Origin of the sequence: Pseudoblastomonas marina, assembly GCF_034374265.1 — a bacterium.
Lineage (GTDB): Bacteria > Pseudomonadota > Alphaproteobacteria > Sphingomonadales > Sphingomonadaceae > Alteriqipengyuania_A > Alteriqipengyuania_A marina.
Genome location: NZ_CP139718.1, coordinates 662,436 through 678,824, shown reverse-complemented (window position 1 = coordinate 678,824; position 16,389 = coordinate 662,436). Strand labels below are relative to the sequence as shown.

The window sequence follows — 16,389 nt, the reverse complement described above, 5'->3', positions numbered from 1 at the left end:
GCGATGAGGGGGATCGCGAAATTCATCGGCAAGGCGCTGGCCTGGATCGCGCTCTTCCTGGGTCTCGTCATGCTGTGGAACTGGGCGGGCAGCTCGATCCCGCGCAATGCCGGTGCCGAACCGGCCGAGAGCGGCGTCGAGATCCTGCTCGCCACCAACGGCATCCACACCGAACTCGTCCTGCCCGTGACCTCGCCGCAGAAGGACTGGCGCGAGACCTTCCCCAGCATCGATAACGACTATCCCGGTCGCGCGATCACCCATATCGGCGTCGGGTGGGGCGACCGCGAGGTGTTCCTCGAAAACCCCAGCTGGGGCGATCTCGAAGCGCGGACCGTGTGGCGCATCGCGACCACCGGTGGCCCGGGCGTGGTCCGCGTCGACCACCTGACCAATCCCGGGCCCGGCCCGAACAAGCGCCCGATCCGGCTGAGCGAGCGGCAATACGCCGCGCTGGTCGCCGCGATCGAGGCCGAGCTCGCGCCCGCCCCCGCAGGCCGCGAACGCCCCGTCCTAACCGGCTTCCGCGCGCAGGACCGTTTCTACGACGCGCGCGCCGACTACACGCTCGGCAACACCTGCAACCAGTGGACCAGCGACCGCCTCGCCGATGCGGGGGTCGAGACCGGCTACTGGACGCCATTCGCGGGCGGGGTGATGAAATGGGTCGAGGAGCCTCCGAACTAGGCGTCAGTCTATCGCCGTCGCCTCGTGGTACTCGACCACCGCGGCGACCACTTCGTGCATCATCTCCATCCGCTCGGGCACGCGCTGTTCGGTGCGCGCGATCATCACCGCGACGGCGTAGCGCCGGCCGTCAGGGGCGGTGATGAGGCCGATATCGTTGTAGCCGGTCTGCTCGTGCACCAGCGCCTGCCCGGTCCCGGTCTTGTGCGCGATCGTCCAGCCCGGCGGCAGCCCGCCCTTCAATCGGTTCGGCCCGCTGCGGGTTTCGGACAGGATCTTGAGGAAACGCTCGGTGCTGTCATCCGACAGCAATTCGCCTTTCGCCAGCCGCGCCAGCGCCGCGACCACCGCAACCGGCGGTGCGCCGTCGATGGGGTCGGCGAGATAGCCTTCGTAGGCGGCACGGCGATCCTCGTCGGGCACCGCGTCGCGCGCATCGTAGAAATTGCGTTCGAGCGAATAGGCCTGTTGCCAGGTCAGCCCCGCCGTCGCGCTCTGCTTGGTCCGCTCGTCGGTGCCGAAGCGGATGCTGCCGAGCCCGAGCTTGTCGAGCGTGCCCTGCACCGCATCGGGGCCGCCGACGCGCCGCAGGATCACGTCGTTGGCGGTGTTGTCGCTGCGCGTCAGCGCGCGGTCGAGCAGGTCGGCGTAGTCGGTAGAGACCGAGCCCTTGCGCAGCACCTCGGCGCGGATCGGCTGGTGGAACAGCGTCAGGTCCTCGCGCCGCACGATCCGCGGCTCGTCGAGCGCCAGCTTGCCCTCGTCGACCTGGCGGAACGCGGCGAGCGCGACCCAGGTCTTGGTCACGCTTTGCTGCGGAAACGGTTCGAGCCCGCGGAAATGCATCGTGCGGTCGCTCTCGACCGGGCGCACCGCGATCCCGACCTGCCCGGCGAATTTGGAGCCGATCTCGTTCAGCCGGCGGTCGAGCGCGGCTTCCTCGGGGGTCGGCAGTTCGACTTCGACCAGCGCCTCGGCCTCTTCCGCCACGGGATCCTTCGCCTGTGCCGACATGCGCGGCAGGACGAGCACCGCGAGCGCGGCGATCCCGAGCACGGGGAACAGGACGGCGATGAATCTGACTGCGTGCGACACGCTGATTCAACGCGTCGCTGCCGCGAAGTTCCGAACTATTCGGCGGTGTTGCCCGCGCGCAGCCACAGGATTCCCCCGAAGACGAGCTCGGTCACCGCAACCGCAACGGTCACGAAATTGGTTTCGAGCCACCCGGTGAAGATCGCCAGCGCGCCCAGCGCCGTGACGGCTGCGCCCAGCAACCAGAAAATCGCGAGACCATAGGCCGTGCGGAACGCGAAGTAATGCGTGCCCACGGCGATCGCGGCGAGCGGGATGACCCATTCGGGCTTGAACGGCAGGAACAGCCACGCCGCGACCAGGCCCCCGATCATCGCGATCGTCCCTTCGAGCACCAGCTTGCCGAACGGGTTGGTCTTGCTTTCGCCGCGCCGCTTGAGGATCGCGCGGTTGATGAAGAGCGCGAGCGGGAAGATCAGCATCCCGCCGAAAAAGAGTGCGAGGAACGCCGCTTCGACCCCCTGCTGGCGCTCGACGAAGGCAGCCGCCAGCCAGATCAGCCCGGACACCACCACGCCGGGTCCGCCATCGGTATAGGCCCGCCGCAATTCGGCCTGCGCCGCTTTCACTTCCATCCGTTTTTCTCCCCCTACTTGGCCGCGGCGACGATCTCCGCCCAGCCGGCCTCGTCGATCACCTCGATCCCGAGTTCCTCGGCCTTCTTAAGCTTGCTGCCCGCACCCGGCCCGGCGACGAGCAAATCGGTCTTCGCGCTGACCGATCCGGAGGCCTTGGCGCCGAGCCGCTCGGCCTGCGCCTTGGCCTCGTCGCGGCTCATCGTCTCGAGCTTGCCGGTAAACACGACCGTCTTGCCCGCAACGGGCGAATCCTTCGTTTCCACCTCGTAACGCGGCGGCGACACTTCGGAGAGGATGTCGTCCCACACGCCGCGATTGTGTTCCTCGTGGAAGAAGTCGCCCAGCGCCTCGACCACCGCGCCGCCGATCCCGTCGATCGAGGTGAGTTCGCCCGCCGCATCCTCGTCGCCCGCGCGGGCCCTCTCGGCGACCTCGCGCAAGGCGGGCAGGGTGTGGAAATACTTCAGCAAATCGCGCGCGGTGACCGCGCCGACATGGCGGATGCCGAGCCCGAACAGCAGCCGCGCGGCATCGGGTTCGCGCCGCGCCTCCACGCTCGCGAGCAGCTTGTCGACCGAGACCTCCTTCCACCCGTCGAGCGCGAGGATCTCCTCGCGGCGGTCCTTGAGGCGGAAGATATCGGCGGGGCTTTCGATCCAGCCCTTCGCGAAGAACTGGTCGATCGTCTTCTCGCCCAGCCCGTCGATATCGAGCGCGGCGCGGCTGACGAAATGCTTGAGGCGCTCGGTGCGCTGCGCGGGGCAGATCAGCCCGCCGGTGCAGCGGACATCGACCTCGCCCTCCTCGCTCACCGCCTCGCTGCCGCATTCGGGGCAATGATCGGGGAAGACGAAGGGTTCGCGCTTCGCATCGGGGGTGAGGTTCTCGACCACCTGCGGGATCACGTCGCCCGCGCGCTGCACCAGGACCCGGTCGCCCGGGCGCACGCCGAGCCGTTCGATCTCGTCGCGATTGTGGAGCGTGACATTGGTCACCGTCACCCCGCCCACCAGCACCGGGGCGAGGCGGCCGACCGGGGTCAGCTTGCCGGTGCGCCCGACCTGGATATCGATGCTTTCCAGCGTCGTCTCGGCCCGCTCAGCGGGAAATTTGCGCGCGATCGCCCAGCGCGGCGCCTTGGCGACGAAGCCCAGCCGCTGTTGCAGATCGAGCCGGTCGACCTTGTAGACCACGCCGTCGATTTCATACGGCAGGTCAGCGCGTTGCTCGGCAATCTTCGCATAATGCGCGAGCATTTGCTCGAGGCTTTCGCAGCGCGTGAAGAACGGCGAGACCGGGATACCCCATTCCGCGATCCGTTGCATCACCTCGACCTGGCTTTCGCCCGGCAGTTCGGACGCCGCGCCCCAGCCATGCGCCCAGAAGCGCAGCGGCCTCGCGGCGGTGACACTGGCGTCCTTCTGCCGCAGCGATCCGGCAGCGGCATTGCGCGGATTGGCGAAAGTTTTGCCTCCCGCTTCCTCCTGCCGCGCATTCAATTCGGCAAACGCCGCGCGCTCCATATAGACCTCGCCGCGCACTTCGAAGATTTCGGGCGCATCGTCGGGAAGCTGCTGCGGGATATCGGCGATATGCGCGACATTGGGCGTCACGTCCTCGCCCACCTGCCCGTCGCCGCGGGTCGCGGCGCGGACGAGCCTGCCCTTCTCGTAGCGCAGCGAAAGCGAGAGCCCGTCGATCTTGTCCTCGGCGGTGAAGACGAGCGGCGCATCCTCGCCGAGAGCGAGGAACCGCCGCACCCGCGCGACGAATTCGGCCACCTCCGCATCGTCGAACGCATTGTCGAGGCTCATCATCCGCACCTCGTGCGTCACCTTCGACAGCGGCGAGGCGGCGATCTCGTGCCCGACCTTCCTCGACGGGGAATCGTCGCGAACCAGATGCGGAAACGCCTCCTCCAGCGCCGCATTGCGCCGGACCAGCGCATCGTATTCCTGGTCAGTGATTTCGGGCGCGTCGTCGGCGTGGTAGAGCCGGTCGTGCTTGGCGATCGCGCGGGCCAAACGCATCAGTTCATTGGCTGCGTCGGCTTCGGTCATGTCCACAGGCGCTGTCGCCGAAATTTGATCCTGTCCCATTCGCCTCGCTATGCCTCAGCCACGGCACCGGGGAAAGTGCCGCAAACGAGACCAAGGGGGGAAACATGACCGACCGGATCATCAAGGCCGTGGTGGTAGCATCCATCGCGCTGTTCGCGCTGCTTTACGTCGCGCACAATATCGCCAACCTGCCGCAGGCATACGATTTCTTCGTCTACACCACGAGCCATGTCGACCAGGAAGCCTATCCGGTCACCTTGCTGCCGGTGCCGCCGGCCTTCCTGATCGTGATCGCGATCGTGGTGGTCTTCACGCTCGAGGCGATCGCCGGGATCCTCGGGTTCTACGGTGCCTGGCACCTCTGGACGCTGCGCAAGGCGGACGCCGCAACCTTCGAAGCCGGTAAGAAATGGGCCAAGATCGCGCTCGCCTGCGCGGTGTTCAACTGGTGGGGCCTGTTCCAGGGCATCGCGGTCGCGGGCTACCAATTGTGGCAGATGCCGCTCGGCGAAGGTCCGTTCTACGGCTCGTTCTTCTACGGCGCGATGGCGATGATGGCGCTGATCTATGTCAGCCTGCAAGACGTCGAAGCCTAAACCCCCTCCAGCAAGCGATCCGCCTGCGCGCGCGCCTCGGGCGTCACCTCGGCCCCGCTGAGCATGCGCGCGATCTCTTCCTGTCGACCGTTCTCGTCGAGCCGCGCGACGCTGGTCTTCGTGACGGTGCCGGTGGAGGACTTGGCGATCAAATAATGCGTGGTGCCGCGCGCGGCGACTTGGGGGCTGTGGGTCACGGCGAGCAATTGCCCGTCGCTCGCCAGCCGCGCCAATCGCTCGCCGATCGCGCTGGCGACCGCGCCGCCGACGCCGCGGTCGATTTCGTCGAAGATCACCGTCGCCGCGCCGCCCTCTTCCGCCAAGGCCACCTTCAGCGCGAGGATGAAGCGCGACAATTCGCCTCCGCTCGCGATCTTGTTGAGGGGGGCGAAATCGGCGCCCGGATTGGTCGCGATCAGGAATTCGACCGCGTCCATGCCGTGCGCACCCCAGCGCTCCTCGGGCAGCGCCTCGACCTTCGTGTGGAACCGTGCGGCATCGAGCTTCAACGGCGCGAGTTCGCCCGCCACCGCCGTGTCGAGCTTCGCCGCCGCCTTGCTGCGCGCCTCGTGCAGCGCCTGTGCCTTGGTGCGGTATGCATCGCCCGCGTCTCGTGCCGCCTTCTCCAGCGCGCCGATCTCGGCCTCGCCTCCCTCGATCGCGTCGAGCTTGCCGCGTAGCTCGGCCATCTTGGCGGGCAATTCGTCGGCCTCGCAATCGTGCTTTCGGGCCAGCGCGCGCAGTTCGAACAGGCGGGTTTCGGCGCGGTCGAGTTCGGCGGGGTCGTGGACCAGCGCCTCGGCGGCGCGCGCCAGCGCTTCCTCGGCCTCGCCCGCCTCGATCACCGCGCGGTCAAGCGCGTCGAGCGCGGCCTGCAACTGGTCGTGCTCCCCCGCGATCCGGTCGAGCCGCCGCGCCGCGCCGCGCAAGGTCGCCAGCGCGCCGTCCGAGCCTTCCCACAGCTGGCGCAATTCCTCGAGATCGCCCGACAGCCGCTCGCCCTTCTGCATGTTGGCGCGCATCGCGGCGAGCTCGGCCTCCTCGCCTTCCTCCGGGGCAAGGTTGGTCAGTTCCTCGAGCCACGACAGCAGCAGGTCGCGATCGGCACTCGCCTGCGCGATCTCGGCCCTGGCCGCGGCGAGTTTCTCTTCCGCCGCGCGCCATTCCGCCCACGCCGTGGACACTGCCGCCACATCGCTGCCCGCAAACCGATCGAGCAGCGCCCGGTGGCCACGCGGATTGACGAGCCCGCGATCGTCGTGCTGGCCGTGGATCTCGACCAGCGCGCCCGCGATCTGGCGCAGCAGCGCGACGCCGACCGGCTGGTCGTTGACGAAGGCCTTCGAGCCGCCGTCCGCCTTCAATTGCCGCCGGATGATCAGCGGTTCGCCCGGCTCCAATTCGAGATCGGCATCGTCGAGCGCCTCGGCCACCGGTGCTGGCAGCGCGTCGAACTCGAACGATCCGGTCACGCTCGCTTTCGCCTCACCGCTGCGCACCAGCCCGCTATCGGCACGGTTGCCGAGCACGAGGCCGAGCGCGTCGAGCAGGATCGACTTGCCCGCGCCGGTCTCGCCGGTGAGCACGCCGAGCCCGCGCGAAAAGTCGAGGTCGAGCGCCTCGATCAGCACGATATTGCGGATGGAAAGGCGGGTGAGCATCGCGGGATCGTTCCTAACGCGTTCCCCCTCGGCTTGGTAGCGTTGTCGGCCCGCGCACGAACAGCTTTCTCGCCCGCGCGGAATTGTCCCCAGAAAAGGGGACAGGCTTTAGTCAATATTAGAGGTTTTCTCCTAGCACCCGCCGTAATGGAACCGATCAAGTCCAGCTGGGTCGTCGAACCCACCGTGCCCAAGGAAGTGCGCGCCGACTATGCGATCGTCGCGGCGCAGCACGTGCGCGCGCAGGAGCCGCTGCTTCTGGCCGGCTTCACCTTCGGCGTTCCCTGCGCGATGCTGATGGGCGAGTCGCTCCCTGTCCTGTTGCGCTTCGGTCTCCCGACCGCGATCTTCGTGCTTTGCCTGCTCGGCGTGGTGTTCCGCCCGCGCTTGCCGACCACCGAGCGCGAAGCCACCCGCTCGCTGACCATGGCGACGGCGCGAACGGGGGGCATCATTGCGCTCGGATCGGTGTGGTCGATCCTCTCGTGGCAAGGCGCGGACGAAGCCACACGCTTCGGATTCCCGTTCTTCATGGCGTTGGGCGTGATCGTGACCGGCTATGCCTTCGCCAAGGTCCGCCGCCTGGCCGGCGCCTGCCTGATCGTCGGGATATTGCCGATCGCCACGGTCGTGCTGGTGCAAGGAAACCTGGTTGAAAAGGCCTGCGGCGCGGCGATGGTCGTGGCGGCCGTCTTCCTCTTCATCATGGCGAGCAACAATCGTCGCTTCCTCGTCGAACTGCTCGAGAAGCGCCAGGCGCTGCACCAATTGTCGCGCTGCGATTCGCTCACCGGTCTACCCAACCGCCGCGCCTTCCTCGACGACGCCTACGAACTCGGGCGGACGGCCGATCACCTCCGACTCATCCTGCTCGATCTCGACCGGTTCAAGGCGATCAACGACAGCTACGGTCACGAAATGGGCGACCGGGTGCTGTGCGCGGTGTCGCGGATCATCGAGAAATTCGCGCTGCCGGGCGTCGCGGTCGCGCGGGTCGGCGGCGAGGAATTCGCGCTGGTCGGACGGATCGACGACCTCTCGGCGGTGGCCGGGCTGCACCTGCTCACCACGCTCCGCCAGGCGGACATGCCGCACGGCACCCGCGTCACCGCGAGCATCGGCATGGCGAGCGGTCCGCTCAAGTCGGACGACGACTGGAAGCTGCTCTATTCGCTGGCCGACCAGGCGCTCTACGAAGCCAAGGCCGAGGGCCGCGACTGCGCCGTCGCCGGGGCTACCGAAGAATATCCCGACGAGCTCGGGGACATGCCGCGCCGGCAGGCGCGCGACGGCCGGGCCGCCTGAGGCGGCCGATCGGGGCGGCGGCCTTCACCGCCAGCCCCGATACGAATGGGTGCGATCGTTCGCAGGATCGTCAGGCACCTTCGGGCAGGTCGAAGAAGTCGACCTCGCCGGTTCCCAGGCTGTAATAGGCGCCGACCACCCACAGTTTGCCCGCCTCCTGCGGCTCCAGCATGATGGGATCGCTGTGCTCGCGCATCTGCCTGACCACCCGGCGCACATTGGAACGCACCGAATTCTCGAGCAGGTCGCCGGCTTCATCGCGCGCCTGCAACACCGCCGGGATGATCGGCTCGATCATCGGGCCGATCGATCCGGGGAAGGTCGCATTGTCCGTCACGACTTCGGTCGCGGCCTTCACCGCGCCGCAGCTTTCATGACCCATGACCACCACCAGCGGCGTCTGGAGCACCGCCACCGCGTATTCGACCGAGCCGAGTGCAACAGTATCGACCGTATTGCCGGCATTGCGGATGATGAACAGCTCGCCGAGGCCCCGGCCGAACAGCAATTCGGGCGGAACGCGGCTGTCGGAGCACGTGACATAGGCCGCGAACGGTTTCTGCCCACTTGCCAGCTCGAGGCGGCGCTGCGCGCTGGTCAGCACGCTGGTCCGTTCGCCGCGGAGGAAGGCGGCATTGCCCTGGCGCAGGAGGTCGAGGGCCTGGCGCGGGGTGAGATCGGCCCCGGCGGGTGCCGGCTGGAGCCCGGAGCTATCCTGCCCGGCCACTGCCGGACTGCCGGACATGACCGCTGCAGCACCGAGCGCGCCGACGCCGCCGAGAACTTGTCGTCTGGTATTCACTGCTTCTCTCCTTCTACGTGATGACTATGTGACAGGCGCGGTGACACGATCGTCGTCCGCACCCACTTCTTCTGCGGGTGGGTGATTCCCGAGCGTCGATTTCAACATCCAATAGCCAGCGATCGCCGCGATCGTGCTGCCCGAGAGGACGCCGATCTTCACCGCGTCGACCTGCGCCGCTTCGGCGAAGGCGAGGTTGCCGATGAACAGGCTCATCGTGAATCCGATCGCCGCCAGCAGCGAAACGGCATGGACCTGTTTCCACCCGACATTGGCCGGCAGCGCGGCGATACCCGCCTTCACCGCCAGCCAGGCAAACCCCAATATGCCGAGCTGCTTGCCGATCAGCAGCCCGAGTGCGATTCCCAGCGGAAGCGGCTCCAGCAGCGCGCCGGGCGACAGGCCCGCCACCGAAACGCCCGCATTGGCGAAGCCGAAGATCGGGATCACGAGAAAGGCGACCCACGGGTGCAGTCCGTGTTCCATCCGCTCTAGCGGGCCGTGGTCGCTCTTCGCGTCGAGCGGAACGCACAGCGCGGCGGCGACCCCCGCCAGCGTCGCATGGACGCCCGATTTGAGCACGAACACCCACATCAGGATCGCCAGCAGGACGTAGGGTATGGTCGAGTCGATCCTGCCCCGCCCGACCGCGGCCATCACCACCAGCACGATCGCCGCGGCACCCAGCATATGCGTGTCGAGTTCGCCCGAATAGAACAGCGCGATGATGGCGATGGCGCCGATATCGTCGATCACCGCGATCGCGAGCAGCAGCGCCTTCAGCGCCACCGGAACACGCGGCCCGAGCAGCGACAGGATCCCCAGCGCGAAGGCGATGTCGGTCGCGGCGGGGATTGCCCAGCCGCGATTATTGTCGGGGCTGTCGGCATTGAGGCCGAGGAAGACGAGCGCCGGAACGGCCATCCCGCCGATCGCCGCGGCGAGCGGCAGCGAGGCCTTGTTCCAGCTCGACAGCTGGCCTTCGAGCACTTCGCGCTTCACTTCGAGGCCGACGAGGAAGAAGAAGACTGCCATCAATCCGTCGTTGATCCACAGCAGCAGCGGCTTGTTGATCGCGAAATCGCCGATCGCGGCGACCACCGGGATCGCAAGCCAGTCGTAATAGGTCGCCGCCAGCGGCGAGTTCGCCACCGCCAGCGCAAGCGCGGCGGCAACGATCAGCACGATCCCGCCGGCGCTCTCCTTTTGCAGGAAGTCGCGCAGCATGGGTGCGATGGCGAACGTGCGTCCGTCGGGCATGGGTTATCTCTTGGGGAAAGTGGCGCGTGCGACCGTCGCCGCACGAAGGGCGACGATCGCTCGCCGAATCGCGATCAGGAGCGACGCGGCCCGGCGGCAAGCCGGGCCAGCATATCCTTGATCCGCAGCTTGGCGCGTTTCAGTCGCGACAATTCCGCCCAATCGGGCGCAGGCCGTCGCTGTGCGGCGCGCAGGCGCGCGTCGATCCGCTGATGCATTTCGGTTAGCTTGAACGTTCGGGCCGTCATCGGCAGTCTCCTTGACAAGGGTGGCTGTCGATCGGAGTGCCGAGCGCGAAGATGCGTCCTAGGGAAGGGAGGGGGATATTCGGGACCCATCTCCGGCGCATCGGCAATCCGATGCGGTCCGACATCACGAGCGCAGATACGCTCGCCAGAGGGGCCCGGCCCGCATTGATTGAATACCACCAAAGCGGTCCGGTTCCAAGCGAAACCGATAATTTGCTCGATTTGCGCCGAGTCGTCGGCGCGTCAGCTCGCGGCGCTGGCGACCGTCTCGGGGGCGTGGCGCTGCATCAGCTCGTAGGCGCGTTCGTACCATTCCGAGCCCTGGTAGTTGCGGCCGAGCACCGCGGCGGCCTTCTTCGCCTCGGCCGGGATACCGAGCGCGAGGTAGCTTTCGACCAGCCGGAACAGCGCCTCGGGCGCATGGCTGGTGGTCTGGTAGTTCTCGACCACCTGCCGGAAGCGCAGCGCGCTCGCCAGCCACTTGCCGCTGTTCTGGTAATAGCGGCCGATTTCCATTTCCTTGCCCGCGAGGTGATCGTTGACGAGGTCGATCTTGAGCCGCGCGTCGGTGGCATAGTCGGTCGCCGGGTAGCGGCGCACGATCTCGCGCAGCGCGGTCAGGGCCTGTTCGGTCACCTTCTGGTCGCGCGTCACATCGCTGATCTGCTCGTAATAGCTGAGCGCGATCAGGTAATAGGCGTAGGGTGCATCCTTGTTGCCCGGGTGGATCGAGAGGAAGCGCTGCGCGCTCTGGATCGCCTTGTTGTAGTCGCGCGCGGTGTAATAGCTGAAAGCGCTCATCAGCTGGGCGCGGCGGGCCCAGGGCGAATAGGGATGCTGCCGCTCGACCTCGTCGAACAGCACTGCGGCATCGCGCGACGCCCCGCGATCGAGCCGTTCCTTGGCCGCCATGTAGAGCGTTTCGACGTCGCGCGCGACATAGGCAGTGTCCGACGGACCGCCCCCGGCACCGCCGCCGCAAGCGGCAATCGAAAGGGTGCCCGTGGCGAGGATGGCGGCGCGCAGGGCCCGCGAAATCGGGCGGCGCGGCGAAACAGGGGTGATCGTCATGGCAGCGCGTATAACCAGCCGCGCGCTGAACGCCAAGTGAAGTCAGCGTGCCAATGCCGCGTAAATTGACGCCGGGTCAGATGGCGGGGTCGGAGGCGCCGTCGGGCAGGTCCCAGCGCAGGTGGCGCTTGACCAGCGAAACGAGGTTCTTCGAGCGCACGATCTCGCCCTTCGTCTTGTAACCGAGCAGCTGCTCGGCATCGAGATGCGGGTTGACCGCGAGCACGCGCAATTCCTCCGAGGTGAAATCGGACAGGCCGCGCGCCCGCTCGATCCCGTCCTCGTCGTAGATGTGGAGCACGTCGCCCCGCGTGAATTCGCCGTCGATCCCCTTGATGTCGGCGCGCATCACCGCGCGATCGCCGTCGATGAGTTCCTCCGCGACCTCGTTCGAAACGCGCAGGCTGCCGGCCATCTGGAGCCGGTTGGCGATCCAGCTTTCCCACCCGGACGCGGCGTCTTCATGCGCGACGAAGCGCGTACAACGTCGCTCGCCGTCGAGGATCGAGGTCAGCGGGTGGTCGACCTCGCCATGCGCGATATAGGTGGTGACCCCGGCTTCCTGCGCGATGTTCGCGGCCATCAGCTTGGTCGTCATCCCGCCGGTGCCCAGCGTGCTCTTGCCCTTGGTCGCTTCCATGAACGGGGCGACGTCGGTCACTTCCTCGATGAACTTGGCGCCCTCTTCGTCGGGGTGGCGATCGTAGAGTCCGTCGACCTCGGTGAGGATGATGAAGTCGCGCGCATCGACCATCTGCGCGACCTTGGCCGCGAGCCGGTCGTTGTCGCCGACGCGGATCTCCTCGGTGGTGATCGAATCGTTCTCGTTGACGATCGGCATCACGCCCGCTTCCATCAGGCGGAACACGGTGTTGCGGGTGTTGAGGAAGCGGCGATGGTCCTCGAAATCGCCCAGCGTCAGCAGGACCTGCGCGATCTCGATGCCGTATTCGTGTCCGATCTGCTTGTAGGCGTTGGTGAGCAGCGGCATCCCGCAGGCGGCGGCGGCCTGCTTGTCGCTGATCCCGGCGCTCTCGGGGGTTTCCCCCACGGTCTTGAGCCCGAGCGCGACCGCGCCCGAGCTGCACAGGATCACGTTGGTCCCGCGATCGCGCAGACGCGCGATATCGTCGAGCAGGCGCTGCATGAAGCCGAAGCGCGGTGTGAGGCGATCGGAGTTCGCGACGAGGGTCGAGCCGATCTTGACGACGACGGTATTGCTTCTGGACATCAGGAAATATCGGTTTTGTGCGGCATGCCCCTTCACCTAGGGGCTGGCCGCGAATTAGACAACCGCGTGCAATTCTTGCTGGAGTGTGTTATAAAGTAACCACTTCGCCGCAGTTCCGCCTGCCGGCGCACTCATTATCCGACGATCCGCGTCTTGATCGCGCCCTGCGCGAGCAGCCGGGGCCCCCGGGAACGCAATGCCCGTTCCGCTCGTCGTTAGAACAGAAACAGAGGACCCACATGACCGACCAGAAACTCGATCCGCAACTCCACGTCCACGAACTCGGCCAGCGCGCCCGCAAGGCAGCGCGCGGCCTCCTCACCGCCTCGACCGAGGCCAAGAACACCGCGCTCACCGAAGCCGCCAAGGCGCTGCGCGCCTCGATGGCCGAACTGCTCGAGGCCAACGCCAAGGACGTCGAGAGCGTCCGCGGCAAGAAGCCCGACAGCTTCATCGACCGCCTCGCGCTCGACGAGGAACGGGTCGAAGGCATGGCCAGCGCGCTCGAACAGATCGCCGAACTGCCCGATCCCGTCGGCCGTCAGCTCGCGCAGTTCGATCGCCCCAACGGCCTCAAGATCGAGCGCGTCGCGGTACCCATCGGCGTCATCGGCATGATCTACGAAAGCCGACCCAATGTCGGCGCCGATGCCAGCGCGCTATGCCTCAAATCGGGCAATGCCGTGATCCTGCGCGGGGGCAGCGAAAGCCGCCATTCGACCCGCGTGATCGTCGAGTGCATGCAGAAGGGACTCGAAGCCGCGGGCCTTCCGGCCGATGCCGTCCAGACCGTGCGCACCACCGATCGTGCCGCCGTCGCCGCGCTGTTGAAGGCCGACGAGTTCGTCGACCTCGTGATCCCGCGCGGAGGGCGCGGGCTGGTCGAACTGGTGCGCGACCAGGCCAGCGTCCCCACGCTGCTCCACCTCGACGGCAACTGCCACTCCTATGTCCACGAAGCCGCCGATCTCGACAAGGCGGCCGAGGTGATCCGCAACGCCAAGCTGCGCCGCACCGGCGTCTGCGGCGCGACCGAGAGCATCGTGATCGATCGCGCGGTGGCCGAGCAGGCGGTGCCCAAGATCGTCGACGCGATGGGGACCGATTGCGAACTGCGCGGCGACAAGGCCGCGGTCTCGATCGACAACCGCATCAAGCCCGCCGGTGACGAGGACTGGGACACCGAATATCTCGACCAGATCGCCTCGGTGAAGATCGTCGACGGGCTCGACGAGGCGATCGAGTGGGTCGACACCCATTCCTCGCACCACACCGACGCGATCATGACCGAGGACGACGAGGCGGCGCGCAAGTTCATGACCAGCATCGACAGCGCGATCCTGATGCGCAACGCCTCGACCCAGTTTGCCGATGGCGGCGAATTCGGGATGGGTGCCGAGATCGGCATCGCCACCGGCAAGATGCACGCGCGCGGACCGGTCGGGCTCGAACAGCTCACCAGCTTCAAGTACCTCGTCCACGGCAGCGGACAGACACGTCCGTGAGCCGAACGAGGCCCGGACCTTGATCGGTCCGAAGTGCATCGGGCCTCCCGTTCACGCCATGATATCGAGCGAATGAAAGGGGCCGGGATCCAACGCGATCCCGGCCCCTTTCCCTTCAGGCGAGCCCAAGAGACCCTTAATCAAGAACCTCCCGAACGCGTTGCGCGATACGTCTTAAACTGCTCAAATTGCGGAAGGAAAACGCACCTTTCGACTTTTTCCATGCGCGGCTAGGGGATTGTACCTAGCTCGCGTGTTAGACAGTCTACTTAACCATTGGCTAGAACCCGATGCTGAACACGGGGACTTCGATGAGACGGGAAACGAGCAAGATATTGGCTGCCGGAGCAGCCTTCTTCTTGATCACCAGCCTGACGATTGCCTGGTCCCGCTTCAGCGGGGGGCTGGCCCTGATCTGGCCGGGGTCCGCGATTCTCGCCGCGCTCCTGGTCGTCCTGCCCACCCAGCGCTGGTTCGGCGCAATCGCCTTCTTCGCCCTGCTGAGCACGATCGCCACCGCATTCTTCGGCTTCGGTCCGCGCGTCGCGGCCCCGCTCGCCGTGGTCAATGTCTTCGAGGGCTTCGCGATCGCCGCCTTGCTGCGCCACTTCCGCCCGGAGCGCGACTGGCTCAAGAGCGTCGCCGGGCTCGAACGGATGCTGCTGAGCGTGGTGCTGGGTACCTGCCTCGCGGCGTTCCCCGGCGGCATGCTCGCGGCATGGGCGGTGGCGGGCGACGTCCAGACCCACGTGATCGAATGGATCACCGGCCACACGCTCGGCTCGCTGCTCTGCTTCCCGATCGCGTATTTCCTCACTTCGGGCATCATGCACCGCAAGGTCGCGCAGGGAACGTCGTCCTATGTGGTCGAATGCGCGATCCATTGCGTGCTGATCGCGGGGGTCAGCTGGCTGGCCTTCTTCGAAAGCTCGCTCGCGCTGCTGTTCCTGCCCGTGGCGCCGCTGATGTATGCCTCGTTCCGCTGCGGCCGCATCGCCACGCTGCTCGGCCTCGTGATCATCGCGGGCGTCGGCGCGACCGCGCTCCAGATGCAGCAGGGCGACCTGAGCGATACCCAGTTCGCGCTCGCCAACGATGTGCAGTTCCTCCAATTCTACCTCGCGGTCCTGCTGCTGCTGTCGCTGCCCGCCTCGGTCGCGCTCAAGCAGCACAAGCTCGTCCTGCTCGAGCTCGACGAGAAACGCGCGCTCGAAGGCCTCGTTGCCGATCATTCGGACGACGCGCTGCTCAACCTCGATGTCAACGGCAACGTCCGCTACCACTCTCCCTCGAGCGAGGAGCTCTGCGGGTCGGACCAGCTGGTGGGCGCTTCGCTGATCGAGTTCTTCGATCCCGACGACGAACCGCTGGTGCGCCGCGAACTGGTGCTCGCCGCCGACAACCCCGACGTCACGCGGACGCTCGAACGCGCCGTGGTGCGCGAAGGCGAAGTGCGCTGGCTCGAGACCAAGCTGCGCGCCGTCCCCAATCCCGAGGGCCCGGGCGTGACCGGCTATGCCGTCACCATCCGCGACGTCACCGCGCGCAAGCGCGCCGAGCTGAGCGCGGTGCGCGACGCCGAGACCGATGCGCTCACCGGCCTGCCCAACCGCCGCGCCTTCCTCCGCCATGTCGAACCCCGGCTCGAGCGTGCCGGCGAGCAGTCGATGGCGCTCGCGATCATCGACCTCGACCACTTCAAGGAAGTCAACGACACGCACGGCCACACCGCGGGCGACGCCGCGCTGGCGCAGGTCGCGGGCGTGTTCCGCCAGCTCACCGGCCCGGGCCGCTATTTCGCGCGTCTCGGCGGCGAGGAATTCGTGCTCGTCGCAGAGCGGATCTCGCTCACCGGGATGATCGAACTGTGCGAGGAACTGCGCCGCACGATCGAGGACCTCGACCTCGAAAGCCATCACGGCGTCCGCTTCAACGTCACCGCCAGCGTCGGGGTCGCGCGGATCGCCGAGCCGATGACCCCGGCCGAGGCGCTGAGCACCGCCGACACCCCGCTCTACGAGGCCAAGAAGGCCGGCCGCAACCGCGTCGAGATCGCCCCCGTCACGCTGCGCGAACGCCGCAAGCTCCGCAACTTCCGCGCCGCCTGACACGACGGCAGATCAGGGCACCAGACCGACGCCGACCAGGCGGAGGCAAGCGCGACCGCGCGCCCGCAGCGGCCTCGTAGCGAAGCGGAGAGAATAGCCGCGAGGATGGACCCGCGGATGCGGGTCCGTAACCGCAAAGACTCCTCCCCCCCATTTTCCTACTCCGCGCTTTTCTGCTCCAA

Annotated in this window: 14 protein-coding genes; 5 read left to right on the top strand and 9 right to left on the bottom strand. The window is 67.0% G+C overall.

Annotated elements, in window-relative coordinates; all coding sequences use genetic code 11:
• The first annotated feature begins 3 nt into the window (after positions 1-3).
• Positions 4-687, top strand: coding sequence for a DUF2459 domain-containing protein (locus tag T8S45_RS03245; protein ID WP_322294662.1), 684 nt, complete (start codon positions 4-6; stop codon positions 685-687).
• 3 nt (positions 688-690) lie between these two features.
• Here T8S45_RS03245 and T8S45_RS03240 read toward each other — a convergent pair whose 3' ends face one another.
• The 3 genes from T8S45_RS03240 to ligA are packed head-to-tail and all read right to left on the bottom strand — an operon-like array spanning position 691 to position 4,420.
• Entirely contained in the window at positions 691-1,782 is a 1,092-nt protein-coding gene (locus T8S45_RS03240) for a serine hydrolase (RefSeq protein ID WP_322294661.1), read from the bottom strand.
• Positions 1,783-1,817: 35 nt separating this feature from the next.
• Positions 1,818-2,357: a DUF7010 family protein gene (locus T8S45_RS03235; RefSeq protein WP_322294660.1), complete on the bottom strand. Its 540-nt coding sequence runs from the start codon at positions 2,355-2,357 to the stop codon at positions 1,818-1,820.
• Positions 2,358-2,371: 14 nt separating this feature from the next.
• On the bottom strand, positions 2,372-4,420 hold the full coding sequence (ligA, locus tag T8S45_RS03230) for an NAD-dependent DNA ligase LigA (RefSeq protein WP_322294659.1): 2,049 nt from the start codon (positions 4,418-4,420) through the stop codon (positions 2,372-2,374).
• Positions 4,421-4,524: 104 nt separating this feature from the next.
• Between ligA and T8S45_RS03225 the strand changes: the two genes are divergently transcribed.
• The gene (locus T8S45_RS03225; protein WP_322294658.1) at positions 4,525-5,016 is read left to right on the top strand and encodes a DUF2165 family protein; all 492 of its coding nucleotides are present in this window, start codon (positions 4,525-4,527) and stop codon (positions 5,014-5,016) included.
• On the opposite strand, the gene recN is transcribed toward T8S45_RS03225, so the two are convergent.
• Positions 5,013-6,677, bottom strand: a complete 1,665-nt coding sequence (gene recN / locus T8S45_RS03220) for a DNA repair protein RecN (RefSeq protein WP_322294657.1) — start codon at positions 6,675-6,677, stop codon at positions 5,013-5,015. The genes T8S45_RS03225 and recN overlap by 4 nt on opposite strands.
• Before the next feature lie 147 nt (positions 6,678-6,824).
• Here recN and T8S45_RS03215 point away from each other — a divergent pair, with 147 nt between their 5' ends.
• Positions 6,825-7,982 carry a GGDEF domain-containing protein gene (locus T8S45_RS03215; RefSeq protein ID WP_322294656.1) on the top strand — a complete coding sequence of 386 codons (1,158 nt, stop codon included), beginning with the start codon at positions 6,825-6,827 and terminating at the stop codon, positions 7,980-7,982.
• Between the two features lie 70 nt (positions 7,983-8,052).
• Here T8S45_RS03215 and T8S45_RS03210 read toward each other — a convergent pair whose 3' ends face one another.
• The 5 genes from T8S45_RS03210 to proB form a co-directional block, all read right to left on the bottom strand.
• A complete protein-coding gene (locus tag T8S45_RS03210) occupies positions 8,053-8,784 on the bottom strand; it encodes a carbonic anhydrase (RefSeq protein ID WP_322294655.1) in 732 nt (243 codons plus the stop codon).
• 24 nt (positions 8,785-8,808) lie between these two features.
• On the bottom strand, positions 8,809-10,044 hold the full coding sequence (nhaA, locus tag T8S45_RS03205) for a Na+/H+ antiporter NhaA (protein WP_322294654.1): 1,236 nt from the start codon (positions 10,042-10,044) through the stop codon (positions 8,809-8,811).
• Positions 10,045-10,118: 74 nt separating this feature from the next.
• The gene (locus T8S45_RS03200) at positions 10,119-10,292 is read right to left on the bottom strand and encodes a YdcH family protein (RefSeq protein ID WP_322294653.1); all 174 of its coding nucleotides are present in this window, start codon (positions 10,290-10,292) and stop codon (positions 10,119-10,121) included.
• 243 nt (positions 10,293-10,535) lie between these two features.
• Positions 10,536-11,363 carry an outer membrane protein assembly factor BamD gene (locus T8S45_RS03195; protein WP_188641596.1) on the bottom strand — a complete coding sequence of 276 codons (828 nt, stop codon included), beginning with the start codon at positions 11,361-11,363 and terminating at the stop codon, positions 10,536-10,538.
• Between the two features lie 76 nt (positions 11,364-11,439).
• On the bottom strand, positions 11,440-12,594 hold the full coding sequence (gene proB / locus T8S45_RS03190) for a glutamate 5-kinase (RefSeq protein WP_322294652.1): 1,155 nt from the start codon (positions 12,592-12,594) through the stop codon (positions 11,440-11,442).
• Positions 12,595-12,833: 239 nt separating this feature from the next.
• Between proB and T8S45_RS03185 the strand changes: the two genes are divergently transcribed.
• Both T8S45_RS03185 and T8S45_RS03180 read left to right on the top strand, forming a co-directional pair.
• On the top strand, positions 12,834-14,099 hold the full coding sequence (locus T8S45_RS03185) for a glutamate-5-semialdehyde dehydrogenase (RefSeq protein WP_322294651.1): 1,266 nt from the start codon (positions 12,834-12,836) through the stop codon (positions 14,097-14,099).
• A gap of 311 nt (positions 14,100-14,410) precedes the next feature.
• Positions 14,411-16,207, top strand: coding sequence for a sensor domain-containing diguanylate cyclase (locus T8S45_RS03180; RefSeq protein ID WP_322294650.1), 1,797 nt, complete (start codon positions 14,411-14,413; stop codon positions 16,205-16,207).
• Positions 16,208-16,389: the final 182 nt, after the last annotated feature.